This window comes from Amaricoccus tamworthensis, from assembly GCF_049800875.1.
Classification (GTDB): domain Bacteria; phylum Pseudomonadota; class Alphaproteobacteria; order Rhodobacterales; family Rhodobacteraceae; genus Amaricoccus; species Amaricoccus tamworthensis.
Genome location: NZ_JBNAFV010000006.1, coordinates 53,241 through 74,857 on the forward strand (window position 1 = coordinate 53,241; position 21,617 = coordinate 74,857).

General features: G+C 60.2%; 25 protein-coding genes. 10 read left to right on the top strand and 15 right to left on the bottom strand.

Going from position 1 to position 21,617, the window contains the following annotated elements:
* The first annotated feature begins 21 nt into the window (after window positions 1-21).
* From ACP15P_RS11980 to ACP15P_RS11995, 4 genes are read left to right on the top strand one after another with little or no spacing between them, the layout of a single operon-like run.
* The gene (locus ACP15P_RS11980) at window positions 22-216 is read left to right on the top strand and encodes a hypothetical protein (protein WP_424928701.1); all 195 of its coding nucleotides are present in this window, start codon (window positions 22-24) and stop codon (window positions 214-216) included.
* Complete coding sequence (locus ACP15P_RS11985; protein ID WP_424928702.1) at window positions 204-695, top strand: ATP-dependent zinc protease family protein; 492 nt, start codon at window positions 204-206, stop codon at window positions 693-695. The genes ACP15P_RS11980 and ACP15P_RS11985 overlap by 13 nt, the downstream gene beginning before the upstream one ends.
* Before the next feature lie 9 nt (window positions 696-704).
* On the top strand, window positions 705-1,610 hold the full coding sequence (rimK, locus tag ACP15P_RS11990) for a 30S ribosomal protein S6--L-glutamate ligase (protein ID WP_424928703.1): 906 nt from the start codon (window positions 705-707) through the stop codon (window positions 1,608-1,610).
* Window positions 1,610-2,653, top strand: coding sequence for a succinylglutamate desuccinylase/aspartoacylase family protein (locus ACP15P_RS11995; RefSeq protein ID WP_424928704.1), 1,044 nt, complete (start codon window positions 1,610-1,612; stop codon window positions 2,651-2,653). Before rimK ends, ACP15P_RS11995 begins: the two co-directional genes overlap by 1 nt.
* Before the next feature lie 9 nt (window positions 2,654-2,662).
* Here the strand turns inward: ACP15P_RS11995 and ACP15P_RS12000 are convergent, their stop codons facing one another.
* The 10 genes from ACP15P_RS12000 to betI form a co-directional block, all read right to left on the bottom strand.
* Window positions 2,663-3,127, bottom strand: coding sequence for a molybdenum cofactor biosynthesis protein MoaE (locus ACP15P_RS12000; RefSeq protein WP_424928705.1), 465 nt, complete (start codon window positions 3,125-3,127; stop codon window positions 2,663-2,665).
* Window positions 3,128-3,379, bottom strand: a complete 252-nt coding sequence (gene moaD / locus ACP15P_RS12005; RefSeq protein ID WP_424928706.1) for a molybdopterin converting factor subunit 1 — start codon at window positions 3,377-3,379, stop codon at window positions 3,128-3,130.
* Window positions 3,379-3,993, bottom strand: coding sequence for a CDP-diacylglycerol--glycerol-3-phosphate 3-phosphatidyltransferase (gene pgsA, locus ACP15P_RS12010; protein ID WP_424928707.1), 615 nt, complete (start codon window positions 3,991-3,993; stop codon window positions 3,379-3,381). Before pgsA ends, moaD begins: the two co-directional genes overlap by 1 nt.
* A 51-nt stretch (window positions 3,994-4,044) precedes the next feature.
* Window positions 4,045-5,970, bottom strand: a complete 1,926-nt coding sequence (gene uvrC, locus ACP15P_RS12015) for an excinuclease ABC subunit UvrC (protein WP_424928708.1) — start codon at window positions 5,968-5,970, stop codon at window positions 4,045-4,047.
* Between the two features lie 310 nt (window positions 5,971-6,280).
* Entirely contained in the window at window positions 6,281-7,072 is a 792-nt protein-coding gene (locus ACP15P_RS12020) for an SDR family oxidoreductase (protein ID WP_424928709.1), read from the bottom strand.
* Window positions 7,069-8,016, bottom strand: a complete 948-nt coding sequence (locus ACP15P_RS12025) for a calcium/sodium antiporter (protein ID WP_424928710.1) — start codon at window positions 8,014-8,016, stop codon at window positions 7,069-7,071. Before ACP15P_RS12025 ends, ACP15P_RS12020 begins: the two co-directional genes overlap by 4 nt.
* Window positions 8,017-8,231: 215 nt before the next feature.
* On the bottom strand, window positions 8,232-9,044 hold the full coding sequence (locus ACP15P_RS12030; protein ID WP_424928711.1) for a S49 family peptidase: 813 nt from the start codon (window positions 9,042-9,044) through the stop codon (window positions 8,232-8,234).
* Between the two features lie 175 nt (window positions 9,045-9,219).
* Window positions 9,220-9,660, bottom strand: a complete 441-nt coding sequence (locus ACP15P_RS12035) for a hypothetical protein (RefSeq protein ID WP_424928712.1) — start codon at window positions 9,658-9,660, stop codon at window positions 9,220-9,222.
* A gap of 239 nt (window positions 9,661-9,899) precedes the next feature.
* Window positions 9,900-11,552: a choline dehydrogenase gene (betA, locus tag ACP15P_RS12040; protein ID WP_424928836.1), complete on the bottom strand. Its 1,653-nt coding sequence runs from the start codon at window positions 11,550-11,552 to the stop codon at window positions 9,900-9,902.
* Window positions 11,552-12,169, bottom strand: a complete 618-nt coding sequence (gene betI / locus ACP15P_RS12045) for a choline-binding transcriptional repressor BetI (RefSeq protein ID WP_424928713.1) — start codon at window positions 12,167-12,169, stop codon at window positions 11,552-11,554. Before betI ends, betA begins: the two co-directional genes overlap by 1 nt.
* 143 nt (window positions 12,170-12,312) lie before the next feature.
* Between betI and choX the strand changes: the two genes are divergently transcribed.
* Genes choX through choV form a run of 3 tightly spaced genes read left to right on the top strand, consistent with a single transcriptional unit; the run spans window position 12,313 to window position 15,185 of the window.
* Window positions 12,313-13,248: a choline ABC transporter substrate-binding protein gene (gene choX / locus ACP15P_RS12050; protein ID WP_424928714.1), complete on the top strand. Its 936-nt coding sequence runs from the start codon at window positions 12,313-12,315 to the stop codon at window positions 13,246-13,248.
* Between the two features lie 51 nt (window positions 13,249-13,299).
* Entirely contained in the window at window positions 13,300-14,130 is an 831-nt protein-coding gene (gene choW / locus ACP15P_RS12055; RefSeq protein WP_424928715.1) for a choline ABC transporter permease subunit, read from the top strand.
* Window positions 14,127-15,185, top strand: coding sequence for a choline ABC transporter ATP-binding protein (choV, locus tag ACP15P_RS12060; RefSeq protein WP_424928716.1), 1,059 nt, complete (start codon window positions 14,127-14,129; stop codon window positions 15,183-15,185). The genes choW and choV overlap by 4 nt, the downstream gene beginning before the upstream one ends.
* A 103-nt stretch (window positions 15,186-15,288) precedes the next feature.
* On the opposite strand, the gene ACP15P_RS12065 is transcribed toward choV, so the two are convergent.
* Both ACP15P_RS12065 and ACP15P_RS12070 read right to left on the bottom strand, forming a co-directional pair.
* Window positions 15,289-16,869 (bottom strand): alanine/glycine:cation symporter family protein, encoded by a 1,581-nt coding sequence (locus ACP15P_RS12065; RefSeq protein ID WP_424928717.1) that lies wholly within the window; start codon window positions 16,867-16,869, stop codon window positions 15,289-15,291.
* Window positions 16,870-16,881: 12 nt separating this feature from the next.
* Complete coding sequence (locus tag ACP15P_RS12070; RefSeq protein ID WP_424928718.1) at window positions 16,882-17,316, bottom strand: universal stress protein; 435 nt, start codon at window positions 17,314-17,316, stop codon at window positions 16,882-16,884.
* 564 nt (window positions 17,317-17,880) lie between these two features.
* Here ACP15P_RS12070 and ACP15P_RS12075 point away from each other — a divergent pair.
* Entirely contained in the window at window positions 17,881-18,267 is a 387-nt protein-coding gene (locus ACP15P_RS12075; protein WP_424928719.1) for a DUF1761 domain-containing protein, read from the top strand.
* Between the two features lie 47 nt (window positions 18,268-18,314).
* Here ACP15P_RS12075 and ACP15P_RS12080 read toward each other — a convergent pair whose 3' ends face one another.
* Window positions 18,315-18,818 carry a hypothetical protein gene (locus ACP15P_RS12080; protein WP_424928720.1) on the bottom strand — a complete coding sequence of 168 codons (504 nt, stop codon included), beginning with the start codon at window positions 18,816-18,818 and terminating at the stop codon, window positions 18,315-18,317.
* A 137-nt stretch (window positions 18,819-18,955) separates the two neighbouring features.
* On the opposite strand from ACP15P_RS12080, the gene ACP15P_RS12085 reads away from it, so the two are divergent.
* A complete protein-coding gene (locus ACP15P_RS12085) occupies window positions 18,956-19,366 on the top strand; it encodes a RidA family protein (RefSeq protein ID WP_424928721.1) in 411 nt (136 codons plus the stop codon).
* On the opposite strand, the gene ACP15P_RS12090 is transcribed toward ACP15P_RS12085, so the two are convergent.
* Both ACP15P_RS12090 and ACP15P_RS12095 read right to left on the bottom strand, forming a co-directional pair.
* Entirely contained in the window at window positions 19,345-20,049 is a 705-nt protein-coding gene (locus ACP15P_RS12090; RefSeq protein WP_424928722.1) for a response regulator, read from the bottom strand. The two genes, ACP15P_RS12085 and ACP15P_RS12090, sit on opposite strands and share 22 nt — an antisense overlap.
* Window positions 20,046-20,546: a MarR family winged helix-turn-helix transcriptional regulator gene (locus ACP15P_RS12095; protein ID WP_424928723.1), complete on the bottom strand. Its 501-nt coding sequence runs from the start codon at window positions 20,544-20,546 to the stop codon at window positions 20,046-20,048. Before ACP15P_RS12095 ends, ACP15P_RS12090 begins: the two co-directional genes overlap by 4 nt.
* Before the next feature lie 169 nt (window positions 20,547-20,715).
* Between ACP15P_RS12095 and ACP15P_RS12100 the strand changes: the two genes are divergently transcribed.
* Window positions 20,716-21,585: a branched-chain amino acid aminotransferase gene (locus ACP15P_RS12100; protein WP_424928724.1), complete on the top strand. Its 870-nt coding sequence runs from the start codon at window positions 20,716-20,718 to the stop codon at window positions 21,583-21,585.
* Window positions 21,586-21,617 lie beyond the last annotated feature (32 nt).

The window sequence follows — 21,617 nt, forward strand, 5'->3', positions numbered from 1 at the left end:
CGCCGCGCAGGAGGCCATATCATGAATCCGAACTCATCCAGCATCCCACAGGATGTTGAAAAAACAACACAATTTCCGGTCGACACGCTCGGCACCGCCCGAACGGCCACGGAATCAACCGGCGCGCAGGAAGCCAGCAATGCCGCCGAAGCCCGCCCTTTGTCGAAATATGTCGACAGGGTTCAGGGAAGGCTCGTCTTTCCGTGGCTGGAGTAGGCGGCAGAAAAAAGGTCGGAAAACCCAAACCGCCACTGACGGTCATTGGCTGGATGGAGCGTCTCGACCTGCCGCAACTTGGTCTGACACAGATCAAGGCCAAGATGGACACGGGCGCGCGCACGACCGCGCTCCATGCCGAAAACATCCAGACCTTCGAGCGGGACGGAACCGAATGGGTGCGGTTCCAGGTTCAGGCGCACGAAAACGCTCCCGCCAATACGGTGGAAGCTCCGGTGCATGAGCGGCGGCGGATCAGGAATACAGGTGGAATCCCCGAAGAACGCATCGTAGTCCTTACGGAACTGAAACTCACCGACCGAATCTGGAAAGTGCCGGTCTCACTGACCGATCGCAGCAGCATGCGGGTTCCGGTCATCGTAGGGCGCACGACGCTTCGCAATCACAACGTCGCGGTCCACACACGCCGCACATACCTGACCACGGAGATCAAAGGTCGGGACCCTGGGGGAGGATAGGCAAATCTTATGAAAATCGCCATGCTGGCTCGAAACGCCGATCTCTATTCACACCGTCGGCTTAAAGAGGCGGCAGAGACACGCGGTCACGATTTTCACATCATAAACACCCTGCGATGCTACATGAACATCGCCTCCCGACGCCCCGAGATCTACTACAACGGTGAAAAACTCGAGGGCTTCAACGCTGTCATTCCCAGGATCGGCGCGTCCATTACCTATTACGGCCTGGCCGTACTGCGGCAGTTCGAGATGATGCGCGTCTACCCCCTCAACGAGAGTGTCGCCATCGGCCGTAGCCGGGACAAGCTGCGCTCAATGCAGCTTCTCGCCCGCGACGGCATTGGCCTTCCGGTCACGACCTTTGCCCATGACCCCAAACAGACCGAGGAGGTGCTCGAACTGGCCGGCGGCGCCCCTGTCGTAATCAAGCTTCTTGAGGGCACCCAGGGCATCGGCGTGGTTCTGGCCGACACCAACCGGTCCGCAAAATCGGTGGTCGAGGCCTTCCGGGGCGCGGGCGTAAACATCCTGCTTCAGGAATTCATTAAGGAAGCGGGCGGAATCGACATCCGGGCCATCGTCGTCGGCAACAGGGTCATCGCCGCCATGAAGCGAACCGGCGCGGAAGGAGACTTCCGCTCCAACCTGCACCGAGGCGGATCGGCCCAGGTCATCAGACTTTCTCCCGAGGAGCGCGCCACCGCTGTCCGCGCCGCCAAAACCATGGGCCTGAACGTCTGCGGCGTCGACATGCTTCGTGCCAATCATGGCCCGGTCGTCATGGAGGTCAACTCCTCCCCCGGTCTCGAAGGCGTCGAAAAAGCAACCGGTTACGACGTCGCTGGCAAAATCATCGAATACATCGAAAAAAACGCCAATAAGGGCTCCACCAAAACAAAGGGCAAGGGCTGATGCCAAAACGCGCCGCTTTTGAAATTGGTGGCGTGTCCATCCCGCCAGGCTCGCGCCGGACCGTCGATCTGCCCGTCAGCGTCATGTCAGACCACACGCCGGTAAACATGTCCGCGCACATCATTCACGGCCGGTCCAGTGGGCCAACCGTTTTTGTCAGCGCGGGCATCCACGGCGATGAGGTCATCGGCGTCGAGATCGTTCGTCGCCTGCTCCGCGCCCATCCCTTCAAATCCCTGCGCGGCACACTGATTGTCATTCCGATTGTCAACACTTTCGGTTTCATCAACCATTCCCGCTATCTGCCCGACCGTCGCGACCTCAACCGCATGTTCCCAGGCACATCCGAAGGCTCCCTCGCCTCCCGCATTGCCAACATGTTCCTGACCGAGATTGTCGCGCGCAGTGATCTCGGCATTGACCTTCACTCCGCCGCCGTTCACCGCACCAATCTGCCCCAGGTACGCATTTCACCGGAAAACCCCAAAATGGCCGAACTGGCCGAGGTGTTCGGCGCGCCCGTGGTCCTCCAGTCCTCCCTGCGAAAGGGATCACTCAGGGACGCTGCCCGGGAAATCGGGACGGATGTGCTGCTCTATGAGGCCGGAGAAGGCCTGCGTTTCGACGAATTCTCCGTCCGCGCCGGTGTAACCGGTATCCTGCGCGTCCTGCGCCATGTGGGAATGCTGCCCTCCAAGGGCATCACCAAACCCAGAACCGCCCCGCAGTACTGCACCTCCAGCAAATGGCTCCGCGCCCCGATGGGTGGCCTCCTGCGCACATTCCGGGGCAACGGCGAGGTTGTGGGCCGCGGTGATGTCGTTGCCGCCGTCTCGGATCCCTTTGGCGAACAGGAGGAGGAGATTATCAGCCCCTTCAACGGCATAGTCGTCGGTCGCGCGGTCATGCCCGTGGTGAATGAAGGCGACGCCGTTTTTCACCTGGCGCGTGTCAGTTCCCGGTCAGTCGCCGAAGGCACCGTGGAAGACCTCAACGAGCAGCTCTCCGATGACCCGCTGTTCGACGAGGACGAGATCATCTAGCGCGGGGAATTACGCCCCGCCACGGCCCCAGCGTTTCAGCGCGTCCTCATCCGACACCCGCGCATCGACCCACGAACCAGCCCCACCGGACTTTTCCTTTTTCCAGAACGGGGCACGCGATTTCAGGAAATCCATCAGAAACTCCGCCGCCTCAAACGCCGCCTGACGGTGACGGGAGGCGGTCGCGACCATCATGATCTGCTCGCCGGGTCTTAGCGGTCCATACCGGTGAATGATCAGACTTGCCTGCAAATTCCAGCGGGCCGTGGCCTCGGCCTCAATCCCGGCCAGAGCCTTCTCGGTCATGCCCGGGTAATGCTCCAGTTCCATGACATCGAGCGGATGATCCGGGTCATCACTTCCCCGCACCAGCCCCGAGAAACTGACCAGCGCGCCGATATCCGTGCGGCCCTCACGCAACTGCGCCAGTTCCGCACCGAGGTCAAAATCCTCCGTTTGAACCCGGACGGCCATCTAACCCCCGGTCATCGGCGGGAAGAACGCCACCTCGCCCGCCCCGGAGATGTCGGCATCAAACTCCACGAGGTCCTGATCGACCGCAGCCCGGATCGCGGACACATCCGCGAAGGCCAGCTCATATTCCTCGCCACGATCGCGCAGATCCTCCACGAGTTCCGCGACCGTTTTGGCGTTGGTCTCCACAACCTCCGACGCCTCACCAATGCGCTCCCGCAGCCAGGCAAAATACAGAACCTTCACCGCCATCACTTCTGATCCGTCAAAAACGGAATAGCCTTCCGCAGGTAGTCATAGCCGGTCACCACCGTCAAAGCTGCCGCCACCCAAATCAGTAGAACCCCACCGTTCTGTAAAATCCACGAAATCCACTCGTGAAACCAGTCACTTATCCAGGGAGATCCGCGCAAACCGTCAAATCGGAACACACTCGCCAGCAGAAGCGCGGGAATGGCGATCATCTGCGACGTGGTTTTCCATTTGGCCAGATTGGTAACCTTCAGCTTCCCGGCATCCGCACCAAGGAATTCCCGTAAACCGGACACAAACACCTCGCGCAGCAAAATGAATGCGACCGGAATCCAGATCAGGGAATTGATCCCCGACAGCCCAACTATCACCGCCAGCGCGATGATAACCATCGCCTTGTCCGCAATCGGGTCGAGCATCCGGCCAAAATTGGTCTCCTGCTGCCAGGCCCGGGCGAGGTAGCCGTCGAAATAATCGGTCAGAGCCGCCATCACGAACAGAAAAATAGCCACCCAGTCCGCCAGAGGCCGGTCAAAAACCGCAAATGCGAGAGCCACACCAGGTGCGGCCAGCAGCCTCATTAGCGTGAGGATATTCGGTATGGTCCAGGTCATGTCTCGTTTCACCTCACGGGCATCTATTTCCCTTACACGCTCTATAGACCGTCATCCGTCGCCATGGAAGAAGCCGTATACCGCCTCGGCGACAGCGTCCGATATCCCTGGTGCCGCCTTGAGGTCCGCAAGCCCCGCCCGCGTCACCGCCTTGGCCGAACCAAAATGGGCCAGAAGCGCCCGTTTTCGGGCCGGTCCGACCCCTGGGACCTCATCCAGCGGCGTCGCCCGCGTCTGCGCCGCGCGTTTCGTCCGGTGCGCGCCAATCGCGAACCTGTGAGCCTCATCCCTCAAACGCTGAATGAAATACAATACCGGGTCGCGATGCCCGAGCGCCATGGGCCGCTTTCCAGGGCGGTAAAACTCCTCCTTGCCCGCATCCCGGTCCTCGCCCTTGGCCACGCCGATCAGCGTCACATCTTCCACCCCTATTTCCGCAAGCGCCTCCTGCGCCGCCGACAACTGCCCGGCACCCCCGTCGATCAGAACAAGGTCCGGCCAGGTATCCCCCGTGCGCTCCGGGTCCTCCCGCACCAGCCGCGAAAACCGTCGGGTCAGGACCTCGCGCATCATCCCGAAGTCATCGCCCGGCGTGATCTCCGTCGATTTGATGTTGAACTTGCGGTACTGGGATTTGATCATCCCTTCCGGCCCGGCGACGATCATGCCACCCACCGCGTTCGTGCCCATGATGTGGCTGTTGTCGTAAACCTCGATGCGCTCCGGTGGCCCGTCCAGGTCAAACGCCTCGGCCAGTTTCTCGAGCAAGGCCGCCTGGCTCGCGCTTTCGGCCATACGCCTTGCCAGCGCCTCCCGGGCGTTCCGCACGGCATACTCGACCAGCTGGGCCTTCTCACCGCGCTGCGGCACCAGAATCTTCACCTGCCGTTCCAGCTGCGCCGAGAGAGCACTTTCGAGCAGATCGCGGTTCGCGACCTCCAGGTTCAGTAGCAGCATCCGCGCCGGAGCCTTGTTGCCATAAAACTGCCCGAGGAATGCCTCCAGGATCTCATCCGGCTCCGCCCCTGCGCCCGTCTTCGGAAAATACGCCCGGTTACCCCAGTTCTGGTTGGCACGGATGAAGAACACCTGCACGCAGGCGTTGCCGCCCTCCTGATGCAGGGCAATCACATCCGCCTCGGTCACGTTCTCCGGATTGATGCCCTGATTGGCCTGAACATTGGTCAGCGCCCGGATACGGTCACGCAGCGCCGCCGCCCGTTCGTATTCCATCGCTTTGGCGGCTTCGGCCATCTCATCCGCCAGTTGTTTCTGGATGCGCGTCGACCGGCCCGTAAGGAACATCGTGGCGTCCTCAACCAGGTCACCGTAGTCTTTTTCCGATATGTACCCCATGCACGGCGCACTGCACCGTTTGATCTGATAAAGCAGGCAGGGACGCGACCGGCTCTCAAACATCGAATCGGAGCAGTTGCGCAACAGGAACGCCTTCTGAAGCTGGTTCAAGGTCCGGTTCACACTGCCGGCCGAGGCAAACGGTCCAAAAAACCGCCCCTTCTCCTTTCGCAGACCACGGTGCTTTTTGATCTGCGGATAGGGGTGGTCCCCGGTCAGCAGAATGTTGGGGAAACTCTTGTCGTCCCGCAGCAGCACATTGTACCGGGGTTTCAACTGTTTGATCAGATTCTGCTCAAGCAGCAGCGCCTCGGTTTCCGTCTCCGTCGTGAGAAACATCATGGAAGCCGTGGCGGAGATCATTCTACCAATGCGCGAACTGTGACCCGTTGGCTTGGCGTAGGAGGCAACCCTGCGTTTCAGGTTGCGGGCCTTGCCAACATAGAGTACTGCACCCGTACGATCGAGCATCCGGTACACACCCGGACTGTCATCCAGGCGCTTGAGGTAATCCCGTATTACCAGGTGCCCCGTCGGTGCGTCCGACTCCCTCTGCCCCTCCTCCACGAAGGCCTCTCCACCGAGGCCCTGATTGAGCGATTCCGACTCGTCTCTACCCATGATTGATTCGAACGCCCCCCTGCCAGGATTCAGGATGCTCCACAAGAGAAAAGCTGCCCACAGAATCTGTGGATAAGTCTGTTGGGAACTTCCCGTGAGCAGGGTTTTTCCCTGTATTGTAAAAGGATTTTAAAGATTGCTCACTTTTTAGGCAAATTTTCAAGTTTCTGATACTAAACGATAATTTGGGATACGTTTTGTAAATTTCTGGAATCATTGACAGAATCAACACAGCAATGTGACAGGCGACCGCGGGGTGGAAAAGTCAATGTACCCCCGACCAAAACCGTACAAAAACCGGCCTTCGCCGCTACTCCACGCCAAGCACATCCGGCGTCCTCCAGGCGAGGTGCTGCCCCCCATCAATGCAGAGCAGCTGCCCCGTCAGACCGGGGCTTTCGAGAATGTAGCCAAGCGTGCGGCAAATCTCTCCAGGATCGGTTCCGCGTTCCAGTACGGTCGCGGCCCGTTGGGTTTTGAAATTACGCTCCGTCTGACGGGCGCCTTTCAAGGTCGGACCAGGGCCGATCGCGTTCACCCTGACATCCGGAGCCAGGCCCTGCGCGGCCGTCACAGTCATGGCCCACAGCCCCATCTTGGCTATCGTATAAGTTGAAAATTCGGGCGTCAGCTTCCGCACCCGCATATCCACCATGTTCACGACACAATTACGCGCAACAGGCTCATTGTTCGCGTCGCGCGCTCCCTTTTCAGCCTGCGCCGCAAACGCCTGGGTCAGTTCATATGGCGCCCGCAGGTTGGACCCCACATGCCGGTCCCAGCTTTCCCACGTCGCGGTCTGGATTGTGTCATGCTCAAAAATGGAGGCGTTGTTGATTAGAATGCTCAGCGGCCGCCCAAGCCCACCAGCCGCCTCCGGCACCACGCGCGCCGTTTCCTCACGGCTGAGCAGATCCGCCTGAACGGTACAGGCCCGCACACCCATCCCTCTGGCCTCTTCCGCGACGGCCTCAGCAGCCTCCCGGCTGCTGTTGTAGTGAATGGCCACATCCACGCCCCGGTCAGCAAGATACAGCACCATGGCGCGGCCCAGCCTCTGAGCCCCGCCGGTTACCAGCGCCGCACCATCCAAACCGGTCATGCCACACTTCCCTGCTGAAACAGAACGACCATGTAGCCCACATAGGCCACCAGAAACGCGATCCCGGCCCGCCGTCCAATGCGTATGCCCCGCACCACAAACGGCCCCAGTATCAGCGCACAGACCAGCATGACCCACAGATCGCGGTCAAGGAACTCCGGCGCAATGTCGATGGGTCCGAACAGGCTCGTGACACCCAGGATCGACAGTATGTTGAAAAGGTTCGACCCCAGCACATTACCAATAACAACATCCGCCTGCTTGCGGATCGCCGCCATCGTCGTCGTCGCAAGTTCCGGCAGAGACGTCCCAATCGCAACCATGGTCAAACCGATAACTGAATCCGATATACCAAAATGTACCGCGATTTCCGTCGCCCCAACGATCAGCAGATGCGCCCCAAGCGGAAGCCCCACAATACCCGCGACCAGATAGGCCAGCGTCTTCGGCAGCGGAATGATATGGTTCATGTCGCCGAGCTCCTGCTCGACCTCGCCGGGATGCTCCCGCGCGGACCGGACCATGTCGAAAATCATCAAACCAAACAGCACCAGCAGAACCGCAGCGTGCCAGAAATGCAGCGGCCCCAGCCAGCACAGGGCGATGAGCAGGAATGACGCCCCAACCATCTGTACATAGTTGCGGTTACAGCCCGAACCCGAGGTCGGAATGCCGGAAATAATCGCCGGCACCCCAAGCACCAGCAGGATGTTGGCAATGTTGCTGCCCACCACATTACCCACGGCAATGCCAGGCAGACCGTTCAGGGCCGCATTCACGCCAATCAGAAGTTCAGGCGCGGATGTCCCAAACGCCACAACCGTGAGCGCCACAATAAACGCCGGCACATTCATCCGAAGGCTCAGCGCCACGGCCCCGCGAACCAGCATGTCGCCGCCAACCAGCAGGATCACCAGACCGGCGACCGCTATCACAATATCCATGAGAGAAGACCTCGGTTTACCTCAGGATCTGGAATCGCCGGACCCCCCGCAATTGCATGGCGAGTCCCCAACCAGATAGGTGCCGCACTTCGGACACTTGACGGCCGACTTTATCACGGGGCCGTCCTTCTTCTTGGGTTTTGAAATGGAACGAAACCGGCCTGTCATTCCCAACAGTCCGATCAGGACAAGAAACAGCAGGACGATTTTGATGATCACGGCGCCTGCACCCCAAACCGCGCCCACACGGCACGGTCCTCCGCGTCCGAAAGGACGTCCGACACACCCGGCAACCCGAACCGCCGGAACAGCGGCCGCTTGGGCCGAACCACATTGAACCGGACCTTGTCGCCATAAAGCTTCTTCATGGTTGGCACCAGATGCCCCATCTCGTCGGCAAGTCCCGCATCGATGGCATCCTGCCCAACCCAGATCTCACCGGTGAAAAGGTTCTCTCCGCTCAGACGTTCCCCGCGTCGCGACCGGACCTGTTCGATGAAGTTGTCGTGGATGACCTTCTGGATCTTTTTGATGCGCCCAACATCCTCTTCCCGCACGGGACGGAAGGGATCGAGCATGCTCTTATCCTCGCCCGCCGTATAGACCCGACGCTCCACACCCTTGCGCTCCATGAACTCATGGAACCCGAAAGAGGCGGAAATGACGCCGATGGAGCCAACGATACTGCTCGGATCGATATGAATGCGGTCCGCCGCGGTCGCGAGCCAGTACCCGCCGGACGCGGCAACATCCTCAACAAACGCATGAACGGGAATGTTTTTTTCATCAGCCAACCGCCGGATACGTGCGGTGATGAGGCTCGACTGCACCGGGCTTCCGCCAGGTGAATTGATCGACAGCGCCACGGCTTTCGGCTTGCCCCTGCTGAAGGCCACCTCAATCACCGAAGCAAGCGCCGCATCGCTCAGGCTCTGGCCGCCAGGACGGGCGCCGCTGCTGATAACGCCCTCAAGGCGCACAACGGTAACGGTATCCTGTCGACGAAATCGTTTGAACGGGCTTTCCATCACTCCGATGTAGGGGAGGGATTCAGGCCATACAAGTAGATAGCGGAAGACAGTGGCAACCCGCCGCCGACTGTTCCGCGCAAACAACGTCCCAAAAGGGACAAAGCCCCGTCGGTATCACCGATCGGGGCTTTGATCTGGTCGTACGCTGTTGGATAGTCGTACGCACGACAACTTAATAGGCGTCTCCTACGCGCTGCTGATCGTGCACGGAACGGCCACGGTTGTATTTTGCGGCAACGATCTCGTTCAGCGTCAAACCTTCGGCTTCTTCCTGGGTCAGACCGGCGGAAGCGATAAGCTGGGCATGTGCGGAGGCGTCAAAACTGGCAGCGCGGCTTGCCGCAACGGCAGCGGTGTCAGGAGCCTGAGCCTGGATGTCAGTCTGGCTTTTGCCACGGTTGTAGTTCTCGATGGCGAGCGCCAGGCCTTCGGAAGTTCCGCTGTTCGGTTTAACAACGGCCTGCTGGTCGTGCAGGGATTTACCGTTGTTGTAGCTTACGGCGGCAACCTGCTCAAGGGTCAGACCTTCAGTGGACTGCGGACCGGCAAATGCGGGTGCGGTAGCGGAGATTGCGACGAGGGCTGCGATAGCGGCTGCGAAATTGCGGTTCATGACTCTGTTTCCTTTTACTCAGTGTTTCTGTGAGCCGCCCGGTTTTTGTTTTCCGTTCCGCGCGGCGACATCCGTAGTGGCTGTCTGGGAAACAATTAGGAACAGATGGGCGAATTGTTTCCCCCTATCACGGACGAGTGTTCAAAAATCACTCCTCCGTGACGGAGGCCCCTTCCACACTTGAAAACAGGTTGGGAAACGCAGTGCCGAAACCGGCTGCGACCGCGGGTATTCCGCCGTTAGCGGTCGCTCTCCTTCCAGCGGGGATTGATCCAGTGCCCGGTGTTCATCGCAGCCAGCGGCGCACGCCCCAGTATGTGATCCGACGCCTTCTCACCCACCATGATCGACGGCCCGTTCAGGTTGCCATTGGTGATCTGCGGAAAGACCGAACTGTCCGCAACGCGGAGGCCGTCAACGCCAATCACCCGGCACTCCGGATCGACCACCGCATCCGGATCGTCCCGCCGCCCCATGCGTGCAGTACAGCTGGGATGGTACGCGCTTTCCACATGCTCCCGCAGGAAGCCGTCAAGCTCGTCATCGCTCTGAAGATCCGCACCCGGCTGGATTTCCCGCCCCGCATAGGGAGCAAACGCGTCCTGTCCGAAAATCTCGCGCGTCAGGCGGATGCAGCGCCGGAAATCAACCCAGTCCTGCTCGGTACTCATGTAGTTGAACAGGATCCTGGGCGCGTCCATCGGATCGCTGGACGCCAGGGAAATCCGTCCCCGCGATGGCGACCGCATCGGCCCCACATGCGCCTGGAATCCGTGTCCCTTCACCGCCGACTTTCCATCGTACCGGACGGCCAGCGGCAGGAAGTGATACTGAATGTCCGGATACTTGACACCCGCCCGCGACCTTATGAAAGCCGCGGACTCAAACTGGTTCGAGGTCCCGAGGCCTTTCTTAAGGAACAGCCACTGCGCCCCGATCGCCAGACGCGCTGGCCAGTTATAGTACCTGTAAAGCGAAACCGGCTTCAGACTTTCCATCTGCATGTAGATTTCCAGATGGTCCTGCAGGTTCCCGCCCACGCCTGGGCGGTCCGCAACCACCTCAATTCCATGCTCCGCCAGATGCGCAGCCGGCCCAATCCCCGAGAGCATCAGGATTTTTGGCGTATTGATGGATGAGGCCGCCACAATGACCTCCCGCCGCGCCGTCACGGTACAGCGCTGCTCCCCCTGACGAATTTCCACACCGACCGCGCGTCCATCGCGGATAACAACACGCTCGGCAAAACACCGAACCAGAGTCACGTTCGGCCGCTTCAACGCTGGCCTCAGATACGCATTCGCCGCCGACCAGCGCCGCCCCTTCCAGACGGTCTGCTCCATCGCGCCGAAGCCCTCCTGCTTGATGCCGTTGTAGTCCGACGTGGTCTCAAAGCCCGCCTGCTGCCCGGCCTCCACGAAGGCATGGTAGAGCGGATTGGTCCGCGGACCCCGCGTCACATGGAGCGGCCCATCCGTACCGCGGATCCCCGGCTCACCTGGCCCATGCCAGGTTTCCATGCGCTTGAAATAGGGCATCACGTCCTTAGCCGCCCAACCCTGCGCCCCCATCTCGGCCCAGGTGTCAAAATCCCGCGCGTGCCCCCGCACGTAGACCATGCCGTTAATCGACGAAGACCCGCCAATCACCTTGCCCCGCGGCACAACCAAACGGCGTCCGTTCAGATGCGGCTCCGGTTCCGACTGATACCCCCAGTCATAGCGCGACATGTTCATGGGAAATGACAGCGCGGCTGGCATCTGAATGAACGGCCCCATATCGGTGCCACCAAACTCGAGCACGATTACCGAGTATTTGCCGTCCTCACTCAGCCGGTAAGCCATTGCCGATCCGGCCGACCCGGACCCAATGATGACGAAATCCGCCTCCATCATGGCGCCCCTACTCCACTGATTTTCTGATTTTCGGCCTGCGCCAGTTCCATATCCACGTAATGCTCCAGTCCCGCCACCGCGGCCCCGGCATCCGGCGGCCCCGACCGCAACACCTCGCGCAGATAAACCCCGTCGATATACGCGCCCAGCGCCCCCGCAATACGCTCGGCCTCGGCCCGGCCGGTAAGGTCCCGGAATGCATGGACGAGGTTTCGACGCAGCCGCCTGTGATACACGGACAGTAGCCGCGCCGCCCCAGGCGACGACAGCGCCCAGGTGTAGAAGGTCAGCCAGGTGTTCACGGTCGAATCGTCAAACTGTTCCGGCCCGAAACTGGCCCGCAGGATAGCGGAAATCCGCTCCCGTGGCGTGCCGGCCGCCTTCAGCCTTGCCACCACATCCACCCGGAACCGCGTCAGAAGATGCCGCATGGTCGCCAGGATCAGATCATCCTTGCCGCCGAAATAATGATGCGCCAGCGCGGGCGATACCCCGGCCCTGCGCGCAATCTGCGCGACGGTGACCTCCAGCGATCCCCGCTCGGAAATCTCCAGAAGGGCCGCACCGATCAGAGCCCGTTTCCGGTTTTCAGCAAGGCCAGCACGTGGCGCCATTGGACGACTCCAGAAATTTGATTGATCAGTCAATCAATAAATCTTACACTTGCGTCCGTCAATCAATTCAAGCGACCCTGTGAAGGGGTCTCCGCGGTGCCTTCCGGCGCTGTGGCCGCTGCTTCGCAACAAGGAGGGAACCAATGAAAAAACTGCTGTCCGCTACCGCACTGATCACGATGACCATGTCCCCGGCATTCGCTGCCGACCCGGAATCCTGCGCCACCGTGCGCTTCTCCGACGTGGGCTGGACCGACATCACCGCCACCACCGCCGCCACCGGCACCGTCCTGCGCGGTCTGGGCTATGAGACCAAGGTCAGTGTCCTGTCCGTTCCCGTCACCTATACGGGCCTGGCTGAGGGCGATATCGACATATTTCTCGGAAACTGGATGCCCACCATGGAGGGTGACATCGCCCCCTACCGCGAAGCGGGCTCCGTCGACACCGTTCGCGCAAACCTTGAAGGCGCAAAATACACCCTCGCCGTGTCGCAGAGCCTGGCTGACGAAGGCCTGACCAGCTTCGACAAAATCTCCGAATTCGCGGAGCAGCTCGACGAAAAAATCTACGGCATCGAACCCGGCAATGACGGCAACCGCCTGATTCAGTCCATGATCGATGAGGACGCCTTCGGCCTTGGCGAATTCGAGGTCGTTGAAAGCTCCGAGCAGGGCATGCTCGCCCAGGCCGCCCGCGCCGCACGACAGGGTGAGGGCATCGTGTTCCTCGGCTGGGAACCGCATCCGATGAACGCCAACCTCGAAATGGCCTATCTTGAGGGCGGTGATGACTGGTTCGGCCCCAATCTCGGCGGCGCCACCGTCTACACAAACACCCGCGCGGGCTATGTCGACGAATGTCCCAATGTTGGCACTCTGTTAAACAATCTCGAATTCTCACTGGCCATGGAAAACGAGATCATGGGCGCGATCCTCAACGATGGCGCCGACCCTGACGAGGCTGCGGCCGCCTGGCTCGCCGCCAACCCAGGGGTCCTCGACGGCTGGCTCGAGGGCGTCACGACCCTCGACGGCTCCGAAGGCCTCGCCGCCGTCAAATCCTCCCTCGGCCTCTGATAGGGAGGTCCGGCGGCGGGACACTCACTCCCCGCCGCCGGACCGGCACCCATGACCTGGCTCACCGATCACAAAATCCCCATCGGAAAATGGGCCAGCGACATGGTCGACTGGCTCATCATCAATGCCGCCTGGTTTTTCGACAGCCTGGCCGACGGCATCAACGCCCTGATTGACGGGATACTTCTCGTCCTTCAGACCCCCCACCCACTCATCGTAATCGCCGTATTCGCGGGCATCGCCTGGCTGCTCAGGAAATCCTGGCCCGTGGTGGCTCTCGTCGTGGCAGGGTTCCTCTTTATCCTCAACCAGGGCTACTGGGAGGAAACCACCGAGACCCTCACCCTCGTGCTCTGCGCCGTCATCGTCTGCATGGGGCTCGGCATTCCCATCGGCATCGCCGCCGCGCACCGGCCGAGGCTCTATGCCGCCATGCGCCCGGTCCTCGACCTGATGCAGACGCTGCCCACCTTCGTCTACCTGATCCCGGCCATCGTGTTTTTCGGCATAGGCATGGTCCCGGGCCTCGTCGCCACCGCGATCTTCGTCGTGCCCGCCCCCATCCGCCTGACCCATCTTGGTATTTCCTCCACCCCGAAGGAACTGATCGAAGCCGGTCAGGCCTTTGGCGCCACCCCCTCACAGCTCCTGCGCAAGGTCGAGCTGCCCTGGGCCATGCCACAGATCATGGCCGGTCTGACCCAGACCATCATGCTCTCCCTCTCAATGGTCGTCATCGCTGCCCTCGTCGGTGCGGACGGGCTTGGCGTCCCCATCGTGCGTGCGCTCAACACCGTGAACACGGCGCTTGGCTTTGAGGCCGGCCTCGTGATCGTCGTCGTCGCCATTGTCCTTGACCGCATGTTCAGGAGGGACGGATGACCGACAACACAATGATATCCTTTGAGGACGTCTCCATCGTTTTCGGTGACGACCCCAAAAGCGCACTGCCCATGATGGACGCTGGAAAATCCCGCGCCACCATCCAGGAGCAGACCGGCCAGATCCTTGGCGTCCACGACTGCTCGCTCAAGGTTCGCCAGGGCGAAATTTCCGTCCTCATGGGGCTTTCCGGCTCCGGCAAGTCCACCCTCCTGCGCGCGGTAAACGGCCTCAATCCGGTCACCCGGGGCAAAATGCTGGTCCGCGACCAGCAGGGCGAAATGGTCGATGTCGTGACCTGTTCCAACACCCGCCTGCGCGGCCTGCGACGCGGTGGCGTTTCCATGGTCTTCCAGCAGTTCGGCCTGCTCCCCTGGCGCAGCGTGGTCGAAAACGTGGCCTTCGGACTGGAACTGTCGGGCATGGGTCACAGCGAACGCCACGACAAGGCCCGCTCCGTCCTCTCTACGGTCGGTCTTCAGGACTGGGCAGACAAAAAGGTCTCGGAACTTTCCGGCGGCATGCAGCAGCGCGTCGGCCTCGCTCGCGCCTTCGCCACCGACGCGGAAATTCTGCTGATGGACGAGCCCTTCTCCGCCCTTGATCCGCTCATCCGCACCCGCCTCCAGGACGAGCTTCTGACCCTGCAGGAGAGCATGCACTGCACCATCGTCTTCGTGAGCCACGACCTCGAGGAAGCGGTGAAGATCGGCAACACCATTACCATCATGGAAGGCGGCCGCATCGTGCAGTCGGGCAACCCCGAAGACATCGTCCTGCGGCCCTCCAACACTTACGTCTCAGACTTCGTGGCCCAGCTGAATCCCCTCAGCGTCCTGCGCGTCGGCGACGTGATGGAACCGGCGACCGGCACGGCGCCGGAAGGCCGCAAACTGCCGCACACAACGCCACTGCGCGATACGCTCGACCTGTTTGCCGGGGAACAATCCCCGATCCAGGTCACCGGAACGGATGGCGATACTGTCGGTGAAATCACTCCACAACGGGTGTTCAGGGTCCTGTCCGGCGCGACCGGGGCATCCAGCGCCGACTGACCCAGGCGGCACCAGGCCAGCAGTTTGAACGACGGACCATCCAAACGAAAGCGGGGCGCCCACCGGGCGCCCCGCTTGATTTCAGGGTCTGGAAGAAACCATCTCAGTGGTTGGCAAACTTCCGGATCTCACCGGATTTGATCCGGCCGAAGTAGGAGTTCATCTCCCGACGGACGATCGGCATCAGAACGTAGAGCGCAATGATGTTGACCACCGCCATGGCGAAGATCATGGCGTCGGAGAAATCGATCACCGCGCCAAGCTGCGCCGCTGCACCCACGATGACGAAGAAGCAGAACAGAAGCTTGAAAATCAGCTCCTTGGTCTTTCCCTCACCAAACAGGTAAGTCCACGCTTTTAGCCCGTAGTACGACCACGAAATCATGGTCGAGAACGCAAACATCACAACCGCGATTGCCAGAATATACGGGAACCAGCTCAGCCCCGTGGCAAACGCCGCAGAGGTCAGCTCAACACCCTGAACACCGCCAGCGGTCTCGATCATGCCGGACTCGTTGAGGATGAACAGCCCGGTCTCCGGATCGACCATCTGGACACCCGAAATGGTAATGACCAGAGCGGTCATGGTGCAGACCACAACGGTGTCGATGAACGGCTCAAGCAGCGACACGGTCCCTTCGGTAATCGGCTCTTTCGTCCGCACCGCGGAGTGCGCAATCGCCGCCGAACCAACTCCGGCCTCGTTTGAGAAAGCCGCCCGTTTGAAGCCCTGGATCAGAGCGCCAACCAAACCACCGGCAACACCCAGACCGCTGAAGGCACCGGCGAAAATCTGACCGAAAGCCCAGCCGATCTTGTCGAAGTTAATCAGCAGAATGACCAGAGCCGTACCCACATAGAGCACACCCATGAACGGCACGATTTTCTCCGTCACGTTCGCGATGGATTTGATACCGCCGACGATCACGATGAATACTACGATGGCGAAGATCACACCGGTGATCCAGCCGGGATAGTCACCCAGAATACCGGACAGCTGAGCATGTGCCTGGTTGGCCTGGAACATGTTCCCGCCACCGAACGCGCCACCAATACAGAAGATCGAGAACACGACCGCCATGAAGCCGCCACCGCCGACGCCACGCTCCTTGAAGCCCTTGACCATGTAGTACATCGGGCCACCGGAAACGGTGCCGTCGTCATACTCGTTGCGGTATTTCACACCCAGCGTACACTCGGTAAACTTGGAGGCCATGCCGAGCAGACCGGCCAGAATCATCCAGAACGTCGCACCGGGACCACCAATACCAACGGCCACGGCCACGCCGGCGATGTTACCAAGCCCAACCGTACCGGACAGAGCGGTCGCAAGCGCCTGGAAGTGACTCACCTCACCCGCGTCATTTGGGTCGGAATAGTCGCCCTTCACAAGGCTGATCGCATGACCGAACGCCCGGAACTGAATAAAGCCGAAATAGATCGTGAAGACCGACGCACCGACAACCAGCCAAAGCACGATCCACGGGAAGGCCACGCCCATGACATTAAAGGGCAGCGGCGCGAAAATCAGGCTGACAAACCAGCCGGTGGAACTGGCGAAGATCTCATTCACCCGCGCATCAAGGGTTGGCGCGATCTCCGGAGCGGCAGCCTCCTGGGCTATGGCCGCGCCCGCAAGCGTCAGGAACGCCAGCGCAACGGACAGAAATTTCAGATGTTTCATGGTTTTCCCTGTTTACGGAATTATTGTTACGGGTACGGAGGAAATGGAAATCAGCTTGCTGGAGACGCTCCCGAACAACCTGTCCTTCAGCCCGCTATCGCCCGTCCGGCCGATAACAACCTGTTCTGCGCCAAGTTTGACGGCCATTTCGTTCAGAAGCACCGCAGGATCCCCATGCCGGACTTCCGTGGTCACCTCGAGGCCGGAACCGTCCAGCTGTTTCACCGCCGGATCAAGCACGTGGGAGCGTGCCGCACCCACTTCCGCCTCACGCCTTTTGTGACGTTCGGCCAGTTCTTCCGGTGTGTGAAAAGAATAAGGTGACCATTCGATCACGAACGCCAAATGGAGTTTGCAATCGCCTATAAGTAGAGCCAGCTTTTTGGCATGTTCCACCGCTCTGGCGCTTGCTGCCGAACCATCGTGCCCGACAAGAATACACGTCATATTTATGTCCCCCTGTTATCCAAAGGAAACTCTGGCGCAATACCTGCTTATTTTGCAAGTGTTTCGCAAAAAATCGTTCAAAAAACAGTCATAAGCTGTTAATAATTTAAGCGAATGCCCCGGCGGAATGGCACTAAGCGTGCAGTCCGCAATCAGATTTCACATCCGATACTGTCAGCATTACTGACGGCTCAAAGGATGTGTGCGCCGCGCCCGCCCACCAACGCGGTGACGTGTCCCGACCAGTTCCACCTGAAGCGTCCCTGGTTGGACGTTCCAGCTATACGCACAGGTTCTCACCCGCAAAAACACACTCGGAATACACTGCTGTCAGCCCTCGGCCCGTGTTCGAACACGACGCAGGAACAAACTGCGCTGCAAAGCTTAATCGCCGGTTACTGTACGCAGGGATACTCAAAAATATCAGTGCAGTCCGCTGATTTGTCGGACGTATCCCATTTCACGCAACAGCCCCCTGTAAAACCAGGGTGCCCTGGTAACCAATTTTTTTCGTGCCTGAATTCGCGTTTCGTTCTAAATTTGTTCCGAAAGCGGAATTTCGCAATGGAATCAACACCCCAAAGCATCGACTGGCTCGCCGTCCTTGCTGGAACGATCCTGGCCTTCCTGCTTGGATGGCTCTGGTATTCACCCGTTCTGTTCGGAAAAAAATGGGCGGAAGGCGTGGGAGTTTCCCTCGGATCCGCCAATGACATGCCCAAACAGGCCATGATTTTTCAACTGGCGGGCACGTTTTTTCTCGCCCTGGTGATCGGCCTGACCACCGCCGCCGGCACACCGGCCACCACATTTCTGGTGATTCTCACCATCGGCTGCCTGATCGCGGCCAACGGCTTTTTTGCGCAAAAATCCCATTACGCGATCGTCGTGGAAACCACCTTCATCGCCGCCATGGGTCTCATCATGGTCCTTTGCCAGACCATCCTTTAGGTTGAACGGCCGCGCCGGTCCGGACGCCCCGGACCGGCCCGCAGCCCTCAGGCCGGTGTGCGCAGGCGGATAACCCAGGCCAGCACCACCGCATAGAGAATGTGACCCCACAGGGCGGCCCATGTAATGCCCGTGAAGCCCAGGAAGGCAGGCAGACCGGCAACCAGATGCGCCATGATGAACAGCGCGAAAACCCACAGTGCCACACCATAGGCAATGGACGATGCCCACCACGGCAGGGATGGAACGAACTTCTTCGCCAGCGGCTCAAAAATATACATCCAGCCGATGACATAGAACACAAGCCCGGTAACCACATGCAGCAGATGCGCCGCCGGCGTGCTGCTGAACCCAAAGAGCTTCTGAAGCGTCGACTGCGCAAGCCCCACCGGCGCGAGCTTGGCAAAACCGAGCAGCGGGCTCAGACCCTGACCAAACGCATCAAAAGCAATCGTCGCAAAGGCACCGGCCGTCACGGCTGTCGCCGCCGTTGCCGCATTGATTTTCGGGAGCGAAATACCGGCTGCGCCGCCATGTACATCCGTGTTCATATCCATATCCTCCATAACTATCCGATGCCATCAGTACGGAGCACCAGTGGAGGTTGTTTCCCTATGTTACAAACTCTCAAGGAATCGTGAGGGAACCGACATATTGACAAAATTCGCAGCCAACACGCCCACCACACATGCGTAAATTCATCTCACAGGGATCAACCTTCGAGGAACTGATCGGCTACTCCCGCGCGGTCGTGGATGGCGACATGGTGTATGTCTCAGGCACCACCGGCTACGACTACACCACCATGCGGATCGATCCGGATATCGTAGCGCAAACCAGGCAGTGCCTGAGAAACATCGAGGACGCCCTCACCCAGGCCGGCGCCACAATGGCTGACATTCTCCGCATCCGCTACATCCTGCCGGACGCCAGCGAATTTGAAAAATGCTGGCCCACCCTGCGCGCCGCTTTCGACCACATCCGCCCGGCCGCCACCATGATCTCCGCCGGGCTCGCTGACCCCGCCATGAAAATCGAAATTGAGGTCACCGCCCGTATCGGGTCCGGTACGCCGCCTCAGTCGGGCGACAGCATGTAACCCGACCCGCGCACCGTCTGAAGGTAACGTGGCGTCTTGGGATCAGCCTCGATCTTGCGCCGCAGCCGCGCGATCTGCACGTCAACGGCCCGCTCCTGCGCCTCGGCCACCCCGCCACCAAGCTCCTCGACCAGCTCAATCCGGCTCACCGCCTCATGCGCCCGGTTGGCAAAGATCCGCATCAGCATCGCCTCAGTCGCCGTCAGCCGCACCAGTTCCCCGTCCCGCCACAGTTCACTGCGCGACAGATCGTAGCGCACATCGCCCAGATGCATCGTCCGGGGCGGCTCCGCCTTCGGCGCCGGCTTCGGCACCCGTCGCAAAATCGCATTGATCCTGAGCAGCAGTTCGCGCGGCTCAAACGGTTTGGGCAGGTAATCATCCGCGCCAAGCTCAAGCCCCCGAATACGGTCCTGCGCATCACTCTTCGCGGTCAGCAGCAAAATCGGCGTGTTCAGCGTCTCCCGCAAGGACGCCGTCAGTTCCAGCCCCGTCTCGCCCGGCATCATCACATCCAGCACGATCAGGTCGAAGTCCAGCCCGCCCAGCAGGCTGCGCGCATGCTTCGCGTCCCGCGCCACCGAAACCCAAAAGCCGTTGCGCGCCAAAAATTTCTGCAACAGCCCACGAATGCGCGCGTCGTCATCGACGACGAGAACATGGGCCTCGGGCGTTTCACTCATTGCCTGACCGACTCCATTGGTCCCAGAACCTGCCCCCTCAGTTCAGGGCTTATCATCTGTTCCAGCACTTTGCGAAACCCCACAACCGCCTCCGGTCCGGCATCTGAGAACGCCTGCTTCATTCGCACCCGCTGCGCCGCCGAAAGTTCCCGCTCCAGCGCGTTGCCCGCCACGGTCAGGTACAGGTTCCGCTGCCGCCGGTCGCTCGCCCCAACCCGGCTTTCCACCAAACCGTCATCGACCAGCTGCCGCAACACCCTGTTCAGGCTCTGCTTCGTCACTCCGAGGATCGCGAGCAGTTCATTCACCGTCAGACCCGGATCGCGGTTAATGAAATGCACCGCCCGGTGATGCGCGCGCCCGTAGCCGTATTTCTCAAGAATACGGTCAGGGTCCGCCGTGAAGCCGCGATAGGCGAAAAACATCAGTTCGATTCCCTGCCGCAACTGCTCGTCGGTCAGAAAAAGAAGCTGTTCGCTGCGTGAAACATTAGTCATGAACCCGGTCCCGGCATTGCAAATCCCTGATTTCCCGTTCCATTCACAGTTTATGTCAGCGTTGTTGACATTCCAAGGTCCAAATGATAGCCCGCACTCAAATTCGCGTAATAAACTGTCGAAATCCACGCGGGTTCAGCAATATTAGTTTAAGTTTGGGAGAGCAACCATGGCGGGCGCTTATGACAATCGGGACGGTGTCATCTGGATGGACGGCACTTTTGTGCCCTGGCGCGAGGCCAAAGTCCACGTACTGACCCACGCCCTTCATTACGCCAGCAGCGTTTTCGAGGGCGAGCGCGCCTACAACGGCAAAATCTTCAAAAGCCGCGAGCACAGCGAGCGCCTGCTGAAGTCCTGCGACTACATCGACATCCCGCGCCCCTACACGGTGGACGAGCTTGAGGCGGCCAAAAAAGAGGCCCTCGCGAAGTCCGGCCTGTCCGACGCCTATGTCCGTCCCGTCGTCTGGCGCGGCTCCGGCGAGGACATGGGTGTCGCCTCCGCCCGCAACCCGGTCAAAACCGCCATCGCGGTCTGGGAATGGGGTGCCTATTACGGCGACGCAAAGATGCAGGGCGCCAAACTCGACATCTCCGCCTGGAAACGCCCCAGCCCCGAGACCATCCCCTGCTTTGCCAAGGCCAGCGGTCTCTACATGATCTGCACCATGTCAAAGCATGCGGCCGAGGCCAAAGGCTGCTCCGACGCACTGATGATGGACTACCGAGGCTACGTTGCTGAGGCGACCGGCGCCAACGTGTTCTTCGTAAAGGACGGCGCGGTCCACACGCCCAAGCCCGACTGCTTCCTCAACGGCATCACCCGTCAGACCGTGATCGACCTCCTGAAGGAGAAGAACATCGAGGTCATCGAACGCCATATCGAACCATCGGAGATGGAAGGCTTCGAGCAGTGCTGGCTCACCGGTACCGCGGCGGAGGTCACCCCGGTCGGTAAAATCGGTGACTTCACCTTCGAGGTCGGCGCGCTCACCCGTGATATCGCCGAAACCTACGAAAAACTGGTCCGTTCCTGACGTGTTCGACACACCCGGTCGCCCGCAACGGT

Bases quoted from the DNA above. Each gene is read 5' to 3' on its own strand.
- ACP15P_RS11980 (WP_424928701.1), top strand. From the start codon at position 22: ATGAATCCGAACTCATCCAGCATCCCACAGGATGTTGAAAAAACAACA.
- rimK (WP_424928703.1), top strand. From the start codon at position 705: ATGAAAATCGCCATGCTGGCTCGAAACGCCGATCTCTATTCACACCGT.
- ACP15P_RS11995 (WP_424928704.1), top strand. From the start codon at position 1,610: ATGCCAAAACGCGCCGCTTTTGAAATTGGTGGCGTGTCCATCCCGCCA.
- ACP15P_RS12000 (WP_424928705.1), bottom strand. From the start codon at position 3,127: ATGGCCGTCCGGGTTCAAACGGAGGATTTTGACCTCGGTGCGGAACTG.
- moaD (WP_424928706.1), bottom strand. From the start codon at position 3,379: ATGGCGGTGAAGGTTCTGTATTTTGCCTGGCTGCGGGAGCGCATTGGT.
- pgsA (WP_424928707.1), bottom strand. From the start codon at position 3,993: ATGACCTGGACCATACCGAATATCCTCACGCTAATGAGGCTGCTGGCC.
- uvrC (WP_424928708.1), bottom strand. From the start codon at position 5,970: ATGGGTAGAGACGAGTCGGAATCGCTCAATCAGGGCCTCGGTGGAGAG.
- ACP15P_RS12020 (WP_424928709.1), bottom strand. From the start codon at position 7,072: ATGACCGGTTTGGATGGTGCGGCGCTGGTAACCGGCGGGGCTCAGAGG.
- ACP15P_RS12025 (WP_424928710.1), bottom strand. From the start codon at position 8,016: ATGGATATTGTGATAGCGGTCGCCGGTCTGGTGATCCTGCTGGTTGGC.
- ACP15P_RS12030 (WP_424928711.1), bottom strand. From the start codon at position 9,044: ATGGAAAGCCCGTTCAAACGATTTCGTCGACAGGATACCGTTACCGTT.
- ACP15P_RS12035 (WP_424928712.1), bottom strand. From the start codon at position 9,660: ATGAACCGCAATTTCGCAGCCGCTATCGCAGCCCTCGTCGCAATCTCC.
- betA (WP_424928836.1), bottom strand. From the start codon at position 11,552: ATGGAGGCGGATTTCGTCATCATTGGGTCCGGGTCGGCCGGATCGGCA.
- betI (WP_424928713.1), bottom strand. From the start codon at position 12,169: ATGGCGCCACGTGCTGGCCTTGCTGAAAACCGGAAACGGGCTCTGATC.
- choX (WP_424928714.1), top strand. From the start codon at position 12,313: ATGAAAAAACTGCTGTCCGCTACCGCACTGATCACGATGACCATGTCC.
- choW (WP_424928715.1), top strand. From the start codon at position 13,300: ATGACCTGGCTCACCGATCACAAAATCCCCATCGGAAAATGGGCCAGC.
- choV (WP_424928716.1), top strand. From the start codon at position 14,127: ATGACCGACAACACAATGATATCCTTTGAGGACGTCTCCATCGTTTTC.
- ACP15P_RS12065 (WP_424928717.1), bottom strand. From the start codon at position 16,869: ATGAAACATCTGAAATTTCTGTCCGTTGCGCTGGCGTTCCTGACGCTT.
- ACP15P_RS12070 (WP_424928718.1), bottom strand. From the start codon at position 17,316: ATGACGTGTATTCTTGTCGGGCACGATGGTTCGGCAGCAAGCGCCAGA.
- ACP15P_RS12075 (WP_424928719.1), top strand. From the start codon at position 17,881: ATGGAATCAACACCCCAAAGCATCGACTGGCTCGCCGTCCTTGCTGGA.
- ACP15P_RS12080 (WP_424928720.1), bottom strand. From the start codon at position 18,818: ATGAACACGGATGTACATGGCGGCGCAGCCGGTATTTCGCTCCCGAAA.
- ACP15P_RS12085 (WP_424928721.1), top strand. From the start codon at position 18,956: ATGCGTAAATTCATCTCACAGGGATCAACCTTCGAGGAACTGATCGGC.
- ACP15P_RS12090 (WP_424928722.1), bottom strand. From the start codon at position 20,049: ATGAGTGAAACGCCCGAGGCCCATGTTCTCGTCGTCGATGACGACGCG.
- ACP15P_RS12095 (WP_424928723.1), bottom strand. From the start codon at position 20,546: ATGACTAATGTTTCACGCAGCGAACAGCTTCTTTTTCTGACCGACGAG.
- ACP15P_RS12100 (WP_424928724.1), top strand. From the start codon at position 20,716: ATGGCGGGCGCTTATGACAATCGGGACGGTGTCATCTGGATGGACGGC.